Source organism: Chryseobacterium sp. S90, assembly GCF_047444895.1.
Classification (GTDB): domain Bacteria; phylum Bacteroidota; class Bacteroidia; order Flavobacteriales; family Weeksellaceae; genus Chryseobacterium.
The window spans coordinates 33,254-50,108 of the sequence record NZ_JBLGCX010000012.1; the positions used below are offsets into that span (position 1 = coordinate 33,254).

Genomic DNA, 16,855 nt, shown 5'->3' on the forward strand with positions numbered 1-16,855 from the left:
GTAATAACCATACACAAGCTAGCGTAACTGCATATTAACGCTATATGCAATATTGTAATAAACATTCCTGAAAGATCAGAGCACCCCCCCTGGCTACTTACTTCTATTTCTATTCCTCTATAAGACTGTGTATACTGCCTAACAACCAGATGTACTACACCTTCTCAATTCAATTACAATATATATTGCCTGTCAAAAAAAAATCATAAATTAATCACACATTAAAAAGCCTATATAATTATTAAAACTACAACAAAAACAATAATTATAGTTAAAAAACTACAATAGATTAGTGAAATTACTATGCAATTTTGAAGCTTCCCAACGAACTTACTGGTTAAATTTGTCTAACAATTTATAATCAGATTTTATATCATGGCATACCTGCCGGATATAAAAATTTGCATTTGCAATTTTAAAATTTGTTTAACACAAACAATCATACTAATGAAAAAAAGTTTATCAGCTATTGGTTTATTAGCAGCAATTGGTTCTGTTCAGGCGCAGAACATTCTACTACATGTAGATGACACTGCTATAGCTTTCGTAAGCAAAGGTACACTATTGTATAATGGTGGAGGCTTGCAAACAAGGGGAAATGGAACTATTGAAAACCACGGAAACGTTATCGTTTCAGGTACTGCTTCCGATTCTTTCAAAACAATAACTACGGGAGGAACGGACAAAGCGGAAGGCACTGTTACAGGGAATTTTGTTAATAAACTTAACGAACCTACTGCATATGCTTCAGCTAATGAAAACAATCCTGCAGCGACACCGGCGTATACCTATGGACAGCTTTACATTTCTGGAATTCCTCAATCCAATATTACAGGTATTGTAGATCAGGAATACAGATCAATTAAACATGGTACTTACCAGCAAATCGGAATGCCTTTTTATGACAAAACAGCTTCTACATTAAGCCCGGAACTAGGTAAGACTTTTAATAATACAAGGTATTCACAGAATGAAATCCTTTGGTCGAATAATGCCAATACGGTTTCAACTAATTTTAGCATAAGCTCTAAATTAGGAGTTACCAATCCTGGCAGTACATACTATATGCTTGGTGGAAGTGGTTTAGACCTTGGTACTAGCACAAGAACTCTTTCAGGTAGGCCATTTACCGATGTAGGATCGGCGGTCACATTACAAAACGCAGCTTCCAGCGTTAATTTCGGCTCCAATGGTTCAGCCTTAAATATGTATAATGAACCTTATAACACCTATGTACAGGATGGTTTTGAAATTGCTTCAGGAGGCACCGCATGGCAGGGTAATTTCGGTAAAAACATCTATTCATTGGCTAATCCGTTTTTGACTAATCTGGACTTATTCAACATTGCGCAGAATGAACCTGCAGCCAACGGAGATGGAGTTTATCTGAGTAACATCTATGGAATCAGATTACAGCCTGCAACAGTAGTTACTACCGCTGGAGGTACACAAAGTACAGGTGCATTTAAATTTGTAACTTATGGTTTATCAGGAACACCTATTGGAGATATTGACTACCTAATGGTCAGACCATTAGAAACATTTACCATTAAACTCAAAGATAATACCGCAGCTGACCAGCTTAATTTTGCCAATCTGAGAAGGTTTAATTATTACAGCAGATCAGGAAATACAGACTATAATGTAGCTGCAAATAAAAATGGTACAGGAAGCGTAAAACAACTTGGCGTTATCGGACTTGATGTGAATGGCAATGAAGTAGCCAGAACATATTATGTAGTTTCTCCGGAAGCAATAACAGGACATTCTCCCGATGCCAGAACTCAGATTACCAACAGTTCTGCCAATGCTATTGGTACTTTTGAGGAAGCCATGAATGGTGGTTATGATACCAACTATATGAATCAGTACTGGCTATATATTAATGAAGCTAACGAATTTAATTTCAAGGGAAAGAATATTAAGTTAGTGAATTATGACCTGAATAAAGTTAAGTCTTACAAATTCGAAATCAGAGAAAATGCACAACTGATAAGCACCGGTACCCACGCTCTATCTACCGGTATTGGATTTTATTATAAATCACCGAACGGTACAGCTCAACAGGCTAAACAGGGAGACATTATTCCTGTTAATGATGCCGAGTTTGATTTGTATTACGGTGAGCCTAGTAATTTGGTACTGGCCACTGATGAAACAAAGCGTCCTTCAAGAACAATGGTTGTATATAATCCCCAGATTACCAACTACATTGTAAGATTTGACCCAAAATGGAAAAAAGCAGATATCGAAGTTTATGATATGAGTGGAAAACTGATAATCTCTAAAAAGGCTGTTAACACATCTACAGACTTTGTAATTGAACTGGATAAACAAGTTAAAAGTACATATGTTGTAAAAGTTGTTTCAGACAGTGGAGAGGTTGTTAACACAAAAATCTTAAAATAAAACATATGAAATCTATTAATAAGTTACTTTTAACTTTTTTCCTTTTTGCAGCTGCATTAGTTAGTGCAGATGTAGGGCCAGTTGGCCCGGGAGGACCTCCTACTCCAGGAGATGTAGGACCAGTTGGTCCGGGGGCTCCTGTTGCCTCACCCATTGATATGTATGTGTATGCTTTAGGTGTCATTGCAGTATTGTTTATTGTATATTTCACAAAGAAACACTCAATCAAAGAAATATAGACTTTATTATAAATAAAAAAAGCTCTCTGATTAATCAGAGAGCTTTTTTTATTTATAAAGGTCAATCGCGCTTTTAAATCCAGGAAGAATATTTCTGAATTAGCCCGTGAACTAGGGATTTCTGCCGCTCAGTTATATAAATGGCGTAAGAGGCGCAAGAGTTTGGATCTGGCAGTTTTCCGGGAAATGGTAATCTGAAGCAAACCAGAGAACAGGAGCGTATTAGTTTATTAGAGAAAAAGCTCAAGGGTTCGCAACTCGAACTCGATATCCTAAAAAGGCCATAGGCATCTTTTCCAAGAGCGATCAGTAGTATATAGATTTATCAAAGCAGCATCAGCCGCTATATCCGATTGAAAAGATGTGTAAAGTTCTGGGCATTGGTTCCAGAAGCTATTATACTTGGCAAAGCAGTTCCAAAGAGACAAAAAATAGTAAAAGTAAAATTCTTGAAGACAAAACAAAGGCTGTCTACTTCAATAAAAAACAGCGGTATGGGAGTCCAAGAATAACTGCTGAGCTGTTGAATAATGGGGTTAATATTTCTAGGGTTACAGTTGCTAAGTATATGAAAAACTTGGGACTACAGAGTAAAAAAGGTTTTTTATACCTGACCACCCGTTCTTGATCTATACGACCGTAAATGTATTGGCTGGAGTATTAGCGATGGGATGAAAACTGAAGAAAAGTCTTTGGCAGCTTGGAAAATGGCAATTAAGAACCGTAAACTTTCTGCTGGTCTGATTTTTCATTCAGATCGGGAACACAGTATGCCTGCGAGAAATTTAGCAACACATTAGATTCCTATAAAATCGTAACAAGAAGTATGAGTAGAAAAGGAAACTGCTGGGATAATGCTGTCGCTGAGAGTTTCTTTAAAACATTAAAACCTGAACAGATCTACGACAATAAATTGATTTCCAAGAAGCAAATGAAAACAGACTTATTCGAATATATAGAAATCTGGTATAATAAAGAACGTCGTCATTCCACACTTGGAAACCTTACAATAGAGCAATTTAATAACAGAAAAAAATATAATATCTTAAAAAAACTGCTTAACTGATACTGCCGATTTTATTTGCAAGTCCAATCCCTTCAGTAATACCATAATCAATACACTTTTTGCTGACAATTTACATTATAAGTATTTTAGTAAACGATATCAATTTATTTGTTTATATTTGAAACTCCCTTTATGGAAATAAAAAAACCGGAGTTGAGCTCCGGTAACACACAAATAAATGACAATAAAAAGTTGTATATTCAAATGTACAATAATGCTATGTTTATGTCATCTTGTAGAAATTCGATCATGATATAAAAACTACAAGGACAAAATCAGAGCATTTCTATTCAGGTGAGGTATTATACTATCTGAATAGTAAACTTAATACTTGCCATACAATTTCCTGAAAAATTTTCTATAATTATTAAAATTTGAAATATCTTTTTGATATTCTCTATTGCAAACTTAAAACATATACGCTAAATCACATACGAAAGACATATAGTTTTATATAGATTCAACTGTAATATAATCACTACATTACTATACCAAAAGGGAAAGTCTTCACCTATAAGCAACTTTTGTAAAAGTAAAAAAAAGGAGAAAAATAATATATTTTCCTCCTTACAGATTATTTATTTAAATGATTACTATTTCTTAATTTATTTTCAGTTTTTTAATATTTTTTCTACCTGCTCTTTTATGAATTTGGGTATTTTCATGACCAACAAACTGTTAGCTTTTGAATAATCTTTATTCTGAATACGCCAGGGTTCAACATCACATCCGATACATAAATTGATAGCAATAATTGAAATAACCCAAATTAATACTCTTTTTTTCTTCATAACTTGTAATTCGACATTTTAATGTATTATTATTAACTTTATATTATACTACAAAAATATTACAATTCTTTTTTTTAAATACCAAAAATCTTGTAGTTTTTCATAAGTAGATTGTAAAATTTTCACTACTTATCTGGTTAAGGATTTAAGTGTTTGCAGATTGATGAACCAATTTAAAAACCGCTTATTACGCTCTAAGTCTGCATAAGAAGAAACAGTTTCTTTGTCATCAGTCCACAGTACTTTACAGCGGTGATGAACTCCCTGCATTGAATATGAAGTAAAAAGATACTGAATTTTTTCAAGCAAGCCATCTTTCCGTACTGTCAATGCATCGATGCTGAACTGATCAAACAAATCAGCTTTATTAAGCTTTTTGGGAATAAAAGTTTTGGAATGACATATCTTACAGCCAGGAATTAAGCTGTCTTTATACAGATGATAGTATTTATCTTTTGTTTTTTCTGAATAATAATGGATTCCAACCACTCCATATACACCGTCTGCCTTCTGATTTTTTTTAAGTTCTCTTTCAGCATCAAAACGATTAGGAAGGTAATAATTACTCGTGCTTAGAAAAGAAATAAAATCGCCCGAAGTATTTTCAATTCCCAAATTTAAACTAAAGACATTTCCCATATTCCTACACTGATTATGTTGAAAAAGCTTTATAAACCGGCCTCAAGAGACCGGTCAAAAAAAGAAAATAACTTATAAGACTATGAATTAAAAAATGTAGTTCAATAAATGTGTTTCCTATACAAGATTAATTAAATATTGGTTAATCTTTTTAAAGAAACTGTCACTCATTATTGTGTAAGGGTTTTTGCTATTTTTCAGAAGAAAGAATGAATCTGATCTATGGAAAAATTTATCGGCTCCACATCAATTTCTATTCTTTACAAGTATCCATCCCGATTTGATAAATGGTTTCCCGCTAACCGGATCATCCCATGACACAGTATACCAGTAAGTACCAGTAGCAACAGACCTTCCTAAATATTGTCCGTCCCATGCAGGATTGTTTTCAGAAGCTTTAAAAATATGATGACCATATCTATCGAATATAACAGCAGAAAAATTTTTCCGCTTTATGATACCCGCAAAGCTGATTACATCATCCTGACCATCACCGTTAGGGGTAATTGCATTAGGTAAAAAGAATGTATAGTATGGCACTGAAACATCACAAAGAGCTCTGGTATTTCTGACTTTTATACTGTATTCCGTATTTTTAAGAACATGGTAGAATATCTCAGAATCCTGCCAAAGCACTCCACCGTCAATAGAATATTCCAGTGGAAGATTTTCATGGTTTTTCACAAGAATCTTTAAAGCATCGTTTTCGTAGATGACCTCAAGAATATCCGGTACCTGAGTGTATGAAACATGAGCCAAATATTGTTTTGAACAAACTCCATTGCTGATCGTTACAGTATAAGTTCCGTCCTGAGTGACCTCAATGGTTCTGGTTGTTTCTCCTGTGCTCCATAGATAAGTATAATTGGAACCGGATCCGGCATCCAATAGCCCCTTCTGTCCTTTACATACTTTTATATCATCAAGAGTAGACTCAATGGCAGGAACCACAGTAATGATAATACTTGCCTCAGCTGTACACCCGTTAGCACCCGTTCCTTCAACAGTATAGGTTGTTGTTACAGCCGGAGAAACCGTTTGGGTATTGCCGTTCCCGGGCAATCCTGTCCATATATAAGCTTGTGCTCCGGAAGCAGTCAGGATAACAGAATCTCCTTTACAAATTATCAACTGCTGAGCCGTAACAGATACCGGAGGTGGGACGGTATCTTCTGATACGGTGACCGAACCCTGCTTTACACAGCCCATTGGAGTAGAACTGCTAATGCTTAAAGTATAGACACTGCCTTTGCTAACCACAGGCGTTAAAGTATTTCCTCCTGAAACAATATTTCCCCCCGGACCGGCTGTCCAAAGGAACGTATCACCGGATTGGTATACTGACCCCGTTGCATCTAACATAATAGTGGGTTCATTACATGTAATAGTCTTCGTGGGTGGCATAATACTAACAACGATCAGGGGATCCATTTTTACAGTTACAGTCTCCTGGTACTGACATCCTAAGGCAGTAGTGATCGTTACGGTATAGATTCCCGGCGTCGTTACCGAAAGGATGTTCCCGGCAGTACCGTTAGACCAAAGAAAGCTATTTCCAGTTCCATCTGCTTTCGCGGTTAATAGTGTAGAATCTCCTTCACAGAATATCAGATTTCCCATGATCTGCAGATGGGGGTCTTCATCTTTAAGAACAGTAACAGCTACAGAATCACTTTTGCAGGATGCGTTATCATTAACCAGTGTATATACTCCTGCTGTATTTACAGTTATGGATTGTGTTGTTTCTCCGGTAGACCAAATATTTCCCGTAGGTAAACTGGAAGTCAGTACAACAGGAATATCATGACAAATTACCGAAGAGGATACACTGATAACAGGTTCAGGCTTTGGATTAACGATAAGCTGTAGCTCTGCGATACTATAACAGAAGCCAGAGGATACACGTACATATATCATCGTATTTCCTGAGGAATAAGCAGTAGGATTTGACACCGTATTGGTATTTCCGGTATTGGCATCCGTCAGATTCTGATAATAGGAAAAATTAACGCCTGGTATAGAACAAATAGCTGTTTCAGCATTTTTTAAATTAAATACGGCAGTATCTGCAATTGAACAGATGCTGAGTGATGTATGATGAACATTGGGTGTTTTTGAAATATTGAGGTAATGGGTAACCTGTTCCAAATCCGGGAATTCAGGATCATTTCCGGAAAATTTATAAACAAAACTATCAGTACCGGTATATCCTTGATCTACAGTATAAATCATATTTCCTGTCATAGGATCAACAACCACAGTACCGTGAGATGGCTGTGTAATAATTGTAACACTTCCTGGAACCGGGATTTGTGAAGATTGGGAAAACTGAGGAGTAATATTGAGATGATCCTCACAGATAGAATCACTTTTTGTCGTTTCTTTCAAACAGCTGTTAATCTTGTAAGCAGGAGTAAATTTAGGTTCACAGGACCCGGCAGTTATTTTTACAGTATAATTACCTCCCTGAACAGGCATATATGTATTTGAAGTAGCTCCAGAAATACTATTTCCATTAAGATACCACTGGTAAGTGTCATAGCTGTCATCAACCTCAAGAATAATGCCGGGAGCACATTCACCGGACTTTTTCATAATGACAGGTACTGAAGAGAATCCCGCAAAATATCCGCCGTATCCGGCATTACTATATCCGCCGTTGATCCCCGCCGTAACAGCTTTATCTGAAGTAATAGTAGTATTGCCCGTTATATTCGGTATTGAATAACTCACCCATTCATTGTTTCCCTGAAGAGGATACGGTCCCTGAGCCGCTGTCGGAATGCTTCCGTTGACCGTTATATGGGCACCGGTTTGAGTAAGAATATTCAACCTTACTGATATGGATGAAATACCAGGCATTTCATTGATCTTGCCAATTTCATCAATCTTTCTGGGTAAAAAGCAGCTTAAGGGAGGAATAAGGTTATATCCACCGGTATACCCGCCTGAACCTACCCCTACCAACTGATAGAGATAAACATTTTTGGATGTTTTGACATACATATTTGAATGTCCGTTACCCTGAGTAATATAAGCATTGGCCAGAATTCTGTAATATTGTCCGGCATTAATGGTTGCTATCGGATTTGTACTGTTGTTAAGGAAAATCTGAGTATTATTTTCAGTAGCGATAACAATTCCTCCATCCATATTGTAAGGACTCGTGGAAATACTTTTAATCATAGCAAACTCATTTCCAAGACGTGACACCGGAATTGACTGGTCCATGATCAGGTCCGAACCATCACTACCTGAAGTAGCGTAAAATCCATTGGAATTACCATTGGTCATCGTAATGGCCTTGTCGGAACTAATCCTTGCTCCAATAAATCCGTCTCTGTTAGCAGTTGTATTGGTGATACCTGCAAGGGTATAAGACTGACCTTTGTTTAGCGTAACGGTCAATACAGCAGGGGTTGAAGCAATATTAAGCAAGCTGATGCCAGGGTTATATCCTGAAATCTGCACTGTTGTATTATCTTCAGTAGCCAGAATTCCAGTCGTAAAATTATAACTGTTGGAGCTGATAGTTGCCGGAGCAGCAGCAGCAAAAAATTTAGTTCCGATTCCCGCTCTTCCTTTAGAGGTTATAATCTCAGCATGTGAGCCAGCAGCGATCCGCATCGTCAAAAAATAAGGTTTCTCTCCTATTGTATATATTCCTTTAGTAGACTTTGAAGCAGCTTCAGAAGTTGAACTCAGTTTTATATAACCGGGTGCTACGGTAAAAGTTGCGGGTGAGCCTTTACTGATAACAACACTTCCGATCTGATTATTATTGCTATAAATTTTAACGGTAAACGGTGAAACAGAATCTGTTGAAAGATAGAGTGCATGGATGTATGAATTTCCCGTACTGTCAAAGTAAGGGGCTATCCAATGTTCCGTATCTCTTTGTCCGAAAAGTTCTACCAGTGAAAAAAATAGGAAAAGAAAAAGTAATGTCTTTTTTACGGTAGAAAAAAGTGCTTTAGATCTTATCATCATCAAAAATGTATTCAAAATGCAAAACTAGTAACTAATAACCTGTAATACAGTAAGAAATATGTAGTATTATCTAGATTTAGTATTAGTTTGTTAATGACAGTATAATGACTCTGATCAATAATAAGCTTATCAAACAGTCACTATACATTCAAAACCGCTATGAAGCCTATTTAACTAATGTTTTAAATGTTTGCAAATTGATAAGCCAATTTAAAAACCGTATCTGACGTTCCGACTCTTTTGTAAGAGAATCAGCTTCTTTATTGCTAACCCATAACATTTTACAACGGTCATGAACTCCCTGCATAGCTACAGGTGCATTTAAAATTCCATAATATAATTCCAGATAATATGAAAGAGATAGTACAAATTCCACATCTCCCTGCATGGAATAAGATGTAAAAAGACAATGCATTTTTTCAAGTAAACGGTTTTTCCGTACTGTTAATGTATCAATACTGAATTGGTCAAACAAATCAGCCTTATTAAGCTGTCTTGGAATAAAGGTTTTAGGATGACATTTTTTACAACCAGGAATTAAATTGTCTTTATATAAATGATAATATTTCTCTTTTGCATTCTGTGAATAATAGTGTATTCCAACTGCTCCATAGACACCGTCTACTTTCTGATGTTTTAAAAGCTCTTTTTCAGCATCAAAACGATTAGGAAGATAATAATTACTGGCATCAAGAAAAGAAATAAAATCACCCTCTGCTTGTTCAATTCCTAAATTTCTGACGGATACCTCTTTCTTATTTCTGCATTGATTATACTGCAAAAGCTTGACCCTACCGTAGTCCTCCGTAAGTCTTTCACATACATCCAGCGAGCTATCGGAAGATCCATATTCTATAAGAAGAACCTCACAGACTTCGTCAAACTGAAGAGCAGACTTCGTAGCATTTACAACAAAGTCTTCTGCGTTATAAACTGATATAATTACTGAAATTTTCATTTGATCGGTATTAGTTTTATATGATAATGTCTTAACAAAATTTACAGGATAGTCCGTAATATTTTCAGCAAAATGGTGACAACTTCTTTATTCTTTAGAATACATTCTTAAGAAAAATCCGACAAAGACCTCAAATCTTAGCCGGATGAATGATAATTCAGCAAATATCTCTAAACTATTTAGCGCCTAACAAAAATACATTTATAGAAATGATGCTTTAAAAACAACATTGTAAAAATAAAAATATCTTCTCCTACTCACAATACACAATAGGTCGTATTTTAACTAATAATATGTAATTTTTTAACTACTACACAATATAAAATTCTTTAATTTAATCAATCTTTTTTAAGACTGTTACTAAAGCCTCAATGAGGTAGATGTTTGAATTTTCCAGGCATGAGCTTTGTGATTATCAAAAGTTTGTTTTATACCATAATTGGCTTCAATCCCTATTTTAAACTTTTTGTAGGGTTGAAAAATCAGATTAAAGCTCATATGGTAAAGGCTTTTTGTCATATCTACCGAAACAAAATCTTTACCGCCTACCCTTGAGTAACTGGCAAAAGTAGCAGAACTCCATTTAGAATCCCACCAATGTTCATAAATTCCAACAATATTAAATAACTGTAACGTTTCCAGAAGGTCTTTATGGGTGGGATCCGGCACGGCATCGTACTTCTCTCCATTCAGATCTGTATTGTAGGTAGCTATTCCATCTCCTAAAGAACTTTCAAAACTGAAAATATTTCTCTTATCACGCCTTAATTTTCCTGACATCATAACACCCCAGCCTGCAATAGTACGGGTTTTAAAGTTATCTTCCACATTTTCTTTCATAGCATAGCTGATGGGTAGAATAATACCGCCTGCTTTGATATAGCTGTTTTCATTACCGTACCTGAACATCGTTGAGAATGATGGAAGTATTGCTTTTTTCCTCCATCCTAAGGAATTTGCAGGAAGGGATATACTGGGAGTATTGGGGTCCTCCAGAGATAAAGAAAGAATTCCTTTTTTAGAAATATGAGTATAATAGTTCACTTGTATTCTGCGGGAATACAATAATCCGCTGGGACCATTAAAATCAAAAATATTAGGGGAAATTTCAGTATCAGAAAAATTACTTGCTGTCTGCCCGATTGTGAATCCATTCCAACGTATAAAGCCATGCTTAAATCTAGGTGATGTAGTTCCGTTCTTCCCGTAGAAATCTATTTCAAAATATGACGAAAAAGAATTTTCTTTGATTGCACTCTTTTTCTTTATTTCTAATCCGATCGTGGTCTGCTTCATACTAAAATACCCCTTTGTATCATCACGCTGAGGAACTTCTATGGCTTGCGGAACAAATCCGTCCGTTGCACTCATATTTTGAAAATTAATTCCATAGTTCGCCTGTAAAAGAGGTTTTAAGGAAACCTCAAATTCATGATCAGCAGTTTGTGTTTTGGTGAGAACAATTTGTGCCGGGGCTTTTATATAAATAACAGCCATAGCAAGCAAGATTAGAGATCTTTGCGTTTTTTTCATCGTACTATTGTGTTTTTGTGTAAATTTTTACAGGTTTGTGTTTCTATTTTCCTGAATTGGATATTTAATTTTTGCGATTAATTCGTATTAAACTCCTTTAGAAAAACAAATGTATAGTGCTAAATTTTAACAAATCATGAGCAAAGTCAGTTTTTCACTCATAGATTAACAATTGAAAACACTACTTCGAAATGAGAAAAATGAACAATAAGAACTCCCTCCAACGGGAAGTTTAACAACCGAAAGTATGACAAAGCCCCTATAATTTGGAGGCTTCCATCATTATTATGATGGATAAAAATTTAAAGAATCGGAATCAGATATTATTTAGAAATTGATATATCATAAAAAGTAAGCTATATAAATCTCAGAGAGTATTCAGTAAATAATTATGAATCAGGGCTTACATTTACCAAAGTGCTTTTGAAGCTCCAGCTTAAAACATTCCAGTATAAATTCAGTATAGAATAACTTAGCATTCATTGGTTTTGTTCTCGAGTGCAGATCCAGTTTTTCTGAAAGTATGACCTCTCCCTTGTAGACAATCGCAAAATAAGAATAAATTTTTCCTTTTGATTCTTTTGCGGGTACTGCATAGCCTGTTACACCTATGGCCCAGTCCGTATTATAAAGGGAAGCAACTTCCAGGGCCATTGTTTTAGCAATCTGGCGAGAGACACAATTATATTGCCGGACCTCATCTTTATTCACGGAAAGAAGGCCTACCTTTTCATTCAATGTATAGGCAGTCATTCCCCCTTTAAAGAACCGGGAAGCTTCTTTCATCTGAGAGAAAGAAAACTGTAAAAATCCTGAGGTGACACTCTCAGCGGTGGCAACTGTTTCACCAAAGGAAAGAAGATATTCTCCAATGTACTCGAATAAATTTTCCAATTCCATCATAAAGCAAATCATTGATTTAATCGGCAGCTGATCAGCTTCAGGAATTTGAAGGGTTTTTAAAATCATTTGATGTTTTTATTAATAATTATTTTGTTGTTTTAAACAGCCAAACTATCTAAATAAAAAATTGAAAATCATGATTACAGTCACCTTCTTTTTTCTACACAATCCCATCCTGTTTCTAAATATAAATTCAGACTTTTTTGATCTGGCTCTGCTTTATATAACTGATTGTTTTTAGACACAATAATCAAAATAGAATAAAGAGACTTTCTCATTTTGAGAAAGTCTCTTCTGTAATTAAAACTTATATAGGGAAATACATTATTATGTTTGCGGGGGCTCCGTACTGCTACTGAAAGTGAAATAGAAATGTTTTTGCATAAATCTTCATTTTAATTCAATAACAATCAGTGCAGCTACGGACTATGCTCCCTTATAATTACCACTTCTTAAGACGTAGGGTTACAATTTTATATAGGAACTTTGTATTTTTAATTTAAATAAATCATGGTTGTCTTAAGTTGTTGTAACAATATATATTTATTAGTTAAATAAACTATAGGTTAAAATATAATGATACTTTCAATCTGAAAGTCAAATATTTCAGTAATGTGGTATAACAATGTAAAAATATATATTAACATTCATTTTGATAATAAATAGTACTAAGAATAAAATTTATTCTGATATACAACGTACTGAGAAACCGTTCACGCGACTACTACCACTCGAAGCTGTAACGGCACTACTTGTGAAGTTAAAACGGATTGAGCTGGCAGCATTTTCAGTATTACTCCAATAATAACCTCCAAAAGCACGTCCACCCAGTGATCCATTAGTATAGTCACGATAACCTGCAGTTGGAAAAGTTATCTGATTTCCATTATTAACAAAAACTTTTGCAGCACTGAAATTAGTTGCTCCGTTTGTACTGGTAGTAGCCCATGTTCCAATATTGCTTTTAGTACTAGCAGTGTTAAAGCCATTCCATTCATTTTGAGTAGGTACTCTGAAGCCTGCTGGACATGGATCATTAGCGGTCTTGACAGGAGCTGTTTCCGTACCGCTGTTCCAGGCTTTATCAGCAGCAGCAGATGTACTCCACCCTGAAATAGTATTAGCATTCGTATACGCTGTAGCAATAGCATTCTTTTTACCCCATTGATAATAATTTCCCATAATTGCCTGGATTGGAACATTAGGATCTTGTGTAATATCCCCCCCCAGGTTATGCGTCATAATCTGACGTGCCTGACCATTAATAATAATCGGAGAGACATCAGGAAAGTTACTCGGAGGTTCAACCGTCCTACTAAAGCCACAGGTCTGCCCTGCAAAGTCAATATCAAAAATAGCAGTACCTGCTGCAGAAGGAGTACCAGTAATATTAAATGTAAGCGTTCCGTTACCGTTATTCAAGGTTCCGGAAGAAAGAACTGCTGTTAATCCAGTTACCCCTATTGAATTGACATTAAATACTGAATAAATACCTCCATTACCACCGCTATAAGGAATGCTTGTAGTTACACCAGCCGCAACATCTCCGGATACTAATATTCCAATATCGGAAGCCCCTGAGCATGATAGCTGACTAACAGCTGCAATACTGGTTCCACTTGAAATCATCTTCACCCAGCGGTTACTGCCGCCATCAAAATAATAAAAACCAGGAGCATCCATTCCTTCTACCTGACCCGTACGGTTATCTGGATCGGGAGCTGCAGTAACGAATACAAGAGCGGAATGCTGATTATCAGTATAAACCCCGGCTGTTTCAGCCGCTTTGAGGGCATTACCTGTTATACGAGGAAGCATAAAACCTTCGGAAGTACTTCCATCTGCAGTTTTACTTGTTATATCCAAAGTAATTTTTGGAGCTACGTTATTGATTCCTACCTGCCCATAGGATAGGGCACCTAAGAAAAATAGGGGTAATAAGTTCATTTTTATCATAACTTAAATATTTAAATGATTAATTATATGATGAATACCGGAAAGATAACAACTCTCTATTTATTGATTCTCTTCCCTATCATTTTTAGTCTATATTTCAATACCGCCTCATTGCCTTTCATTAAATTGTTACAAAGAAATCACATTACAAATTTAACATCTCATTAGTAAACAAACTATTGATACTTGGTCATATTATAACTAGCAAGCTGTAGTTTTTTATCTAAATCAATAAACAAAAATCAGCTGTATATTGATATTAAAATCCAAATACAACTACACATAGTGATATTAAAGGAACACCAATTACCCTTACTTTTACTAAATATACCTTGTTCAGTATGAAAACTATCTTATACCTTACAGATTTTTATTATAAGGCCAAAGGAAGAGCCTATTATAAAGAAGATCTATATATTACATCAAAACTGAAAAATTATTTTAATATCCTCATAGGCCATCCCCATCAGGTAAATTCCTATCTTGAATGTTCAGATATTATTATTTTTAGAAACACAGGATCTGTCATCGAATATGAATCTTGCTTTAAAGAATTTGTTCATAATGTTAAGAAGAGAAATCTACTGACATTCAATTCATTAGATAGAAAAGGTGATCAGAGAGGGAAAGATTATTTATTGCAATTGACAAAGAATAAGTTTCCTGTTATTCCAACTGTAGAAAATTTAAATGAACTGGACAGACTGGGAACTTCTGAAAATTATATGGTTAAATTGAAAAATGGAGCAGATTCGAAAGGCCAGGAAAAAGTGAGTTATAAAGATATACATTCGGTAGAACTTGATGGTAAGATTATACAACCTTTTATTGACTTTAAATATGAAGTCTCTTTTTTTTATCTCAATGACCGGTTTCAATATGCTTTATATGCACCGGAAAAAAATAAAAGGTGGGAACTCATTGAATACACCCCATCAGCTGTGGAAATTGAATTTGCAGATCAATTTGTTAAATGGAACAGCCTCAAGAGAGGAATAACAAGAGTGAATGCATGCTGTCTTTTGGATGACTCTCTTCTCCTTGTTGAATTAGAAGACCTTAATCCTTATCTTTCCTTAGAGATACTATCTAAAACCAAACAAGATAGATTCATTAAAAACTGGATAGAGATATTATATACAATGTAGACGAAACAAAACGCTTTACTTTCTAAAATTCAGAAGCTTTAATAAAACCTTATTTCAATAATAAGTTGGTCTGCAGTGAACTACAATATATCAGGTGATAAAAATAAAATCCGGCATAAGCCGGATTATAAAATAATAATCTTTCAGACCTGTTGTTTAAAAATACACCTTCGATCAAGATAATGAATAATACTACTTAGGTCTGCAAACAAATTTATAAAGAACCTTTTCATTTTCATACGCAAAAACAGTCATATTATTTTTAACAAACGGTAGTTATTTAACTACAAATCGAAATCTTTTAATAATAAACTACAAGATTCTTTCTTCTCATAACATGCATAAGCATCAGTAATATTTTCACTAACCATATATAGTTTTTTAATGACATAAAGTAATTTGCCTACATTGAAATTTCTCAGGAAGTATTTTCTTCTGTATTTAAATTCTGAAGTATTTTCTTCTTAAAGTTTACTTTTTTAAAACAAACGATTCCAACAATACCGCTTCAGTAGGTCTATTTCATCCATGGCAATACAATTAAAAGGTTTTTATTCTGAAAAACTCATTTAATTAAATAGCAAGCATATAAAATCCAGGTTGTAAAAATACAAATACCAACCTGCGTACATAATTGATATACAGCACAATATCATCTAAAAAAACAAACAACAACTTGCTTAATACTACTTTTTTAAGTATTTTTGAAGAAGATATACCACCCAAACTTTTTTGTGAATAGCGTACAGAATGTAAGCTGAATATTTTATTCATAATCAGACTCAAAAAATGACGTAATAGTCTACCAGCCTATTTTATAAGCTACCCATTCTAGTTTCAATAATAAAATCAATAATCATGGACTATAATCAAGCATTAAGCCACAAAAAAGAAATTTTAAAAAGTTTGGAAGAGTTAAGAAATTTTAAGGAGTCGGAGATTATGATTCTGCCTTCAAAAGCAGAGGATTTCCAAAGATATATGGATGAATACAGGAAAGATCCAAAAAGATTTAATGATCAATCCTGTATTAAATTTTCGACCGACAATAAATATATGGTGTATAGGATATGTGAAGATCTGATTCTCAATTGCAGATAAGGAGTTTTAAAAAAAACAAACGCATGTTGCAATAATTTTAATGACTAAATGGTAATAAGGTCTTAAATTGTTAGAACAGATTATCCTGAAGCCAATAAAATATAACATCACATCCCTTACAG

At 34.8% G+C, this 16,855-nt stretch carries 13 protein-coding genes; 7 read left to right on the forward strand and 6 right to left on the reverse strand.

Translation table 11 applies throughout. From position 1 onward, the window contains the following. The first annotated feature begins 447 nt into the window (after window positions 1–447). The 5 genes from ACLMCG_RS22170 (at window position 448) to ACLMCG_RS22190 (ending at window position 3,714) form a co-directional block, all read left to right on the forward strand. The gene (locus ACLMCG_RS22170; RefSeq protein WP_413961299.1) at window positions 448–2,409 is read left to right on the forward strand and encodes a T9SS type A sorting domain-containing protein; all 1,962 of its coding nucleotides are present in this window, start codon (window positions 448–450) and stop codon (window positions 2,407–2,409) included. A gap of 5 nt (window positions 2,410–2,414) precedes the next feature. Beyond that, complete coding sequence (locus tag ACLMCG_RS22175) at window positions 2,415–2,648, forward strand: signal peptidase (RefSeq protein WP_413961300.1); 234 nt, start codon at window positions 2,415–2,417, stop codon at window positions 2,646–2,648. A gap of 90 nt (window positions 2,649–2,738) precedes the next feature. Beyond that, window positions 2,739–2,846: a transposase gene (locus tag ACLMCG_RS22180; protein WP_413961358.1), complete on the forward strand. Its 108-nt coding sequence runs from the start codon at window positions 2,739–2,741 to the stop codon at window positions 2,844–2,846. Window positions 2,847–3,009: 163 nt separating this feature from the next. Then, on the forward strand, window positions 3,010–3,276 hold the full coding sequence (locus ACLMCG_RS22185) for an IS3 family transposase (protein WP_413961301.1): 267 nt from the start codon (window positions 3,010–3,012) through the stop codon (window positions 3,274–3,276). Window positions 3,277–3,474: 198 nt separating this feature from the next. Next, complete coding sequence (locus tag ACLMCG_RS22190) at window positions 3,475–3,714, forward strand: IS3 family transposase (RefSeq protein WP_413961302.1); 240 nt, start codon at window positions 3,475–3,477, stop codon at window positions 3,712–3,714. Window positions 3,715–4,634: 920 nt separating this feature from the next. Here ACLMCG_RS22190 and ACLMCG_RS22195 read toward each other — a convergent pair. The 6 genes from ACLMCG_RS22195 to ACLMCG_RS22220 all read right to left on the reverse strand — a co-directional run bounded on the left by ACLMCG_RS22195 (window position 4,635) and on the right by ACLMCG_RS22220 (window position 14,475). Further along, the gene (locus ACLMCG_RS22195; protein ID WP_413961303.1) at window positions 4,635–5,144 is read right to left on the reverse strand and encodes a hypothetical protein; all 510 of its coding nucleotides are present in this window, start codon (window positions 5,142–5,144) and stop codon (window positions 4,635–4,637) included. A 246-nt stretch (window positions 5,145–5,390) separates the two neighbouring features. Next, window positions 5,391–9,134, reverse strand: coding sequence for a gliding motility-associated C-terminal domain-containing protein (locus ACLMCG_RS22200; RefSeq protein ID WP_413961304.1), 3,744 nt, complete (start codon window positions 9,132–9,134; stop codon window positions 5,391–5,393). A gap of 166 nt (window positions 9,135–9,300) precedes the next feature. Further along, window positions 9,301–10,092: a glycosyltransferase family 2 protein gene (locus ACLMCG_RS22205; RefSeq protein WP_413961305.1), complete on the reverse strand. Its 792-nt coding sequence runs from the start codon at window positions 10,090–10,092 to the stop codon at window positions 9,301–9,303. Window positions 10,093–10,452: 360 nt separating this feature from the next. Beyond that, window positions 10,453–11,625 carry a DcaP family trimeric outer membrane transporter gene (locus ACLMCG_RS22210; protein WP_413961306.1) on the reverse strand — a complete coding sequence of 391 codons (1,173 nt, stop codon included), beginning with the start codon at window positions 11,623–11,625 and terminating at the stop codon, window positions 10,453–10,455. Window positions 11,626–12,021: 396 nt separating this feature from the next. Then, window positions 12,022–12,594, reverse strand: coding sequence for a CinA family protein (locus tag ACLMCG_RS22215; protein WP_413961307.1), 573 nt, complete (start codon window positions 12,592–12,594; stop codon window positions 12,022–12,024). Between the two features lie 615 nt (window positions 12,595–13,209). Next, entirely contained in the window at window positions 13,210–14,475 is a 1,266-nt protein-coding gene (locus ACLMCG_RS22220; protein WP_413961308.1) for an FISUMP domain-containing protein, read from the reverse strand. A 350-nt stretch (window positions 14,476–14,825) separates the two neighbouring features. On the opposite strand from ACLMCG_RS22220, the gene ACLMCG_RS22225 reads away from it, so the two are divergent. Beyond that, entirely contained in the window at window positions 14,826–15,632 is an 807-nt protein-coding gene (locus ACLMCG_RS22225; protein ID WP_413961309.1) for a hypothetical protein, read from the forward strand. A gap of 858 nt (window positions 15,633–16,490) precedes the next feature. Then, complete coding sequence (locus tag ACLMCG_RS22230) at window positions 16,491–16,733, forward strand: hypothetical protein (protein WP_413961310.1); 243 nt, start codon at window positions 16,491–16,493, stop codon at window positions 16,731–16,733. Window positions 16,734–16,855: the final 122 nt, after the last annotated feature.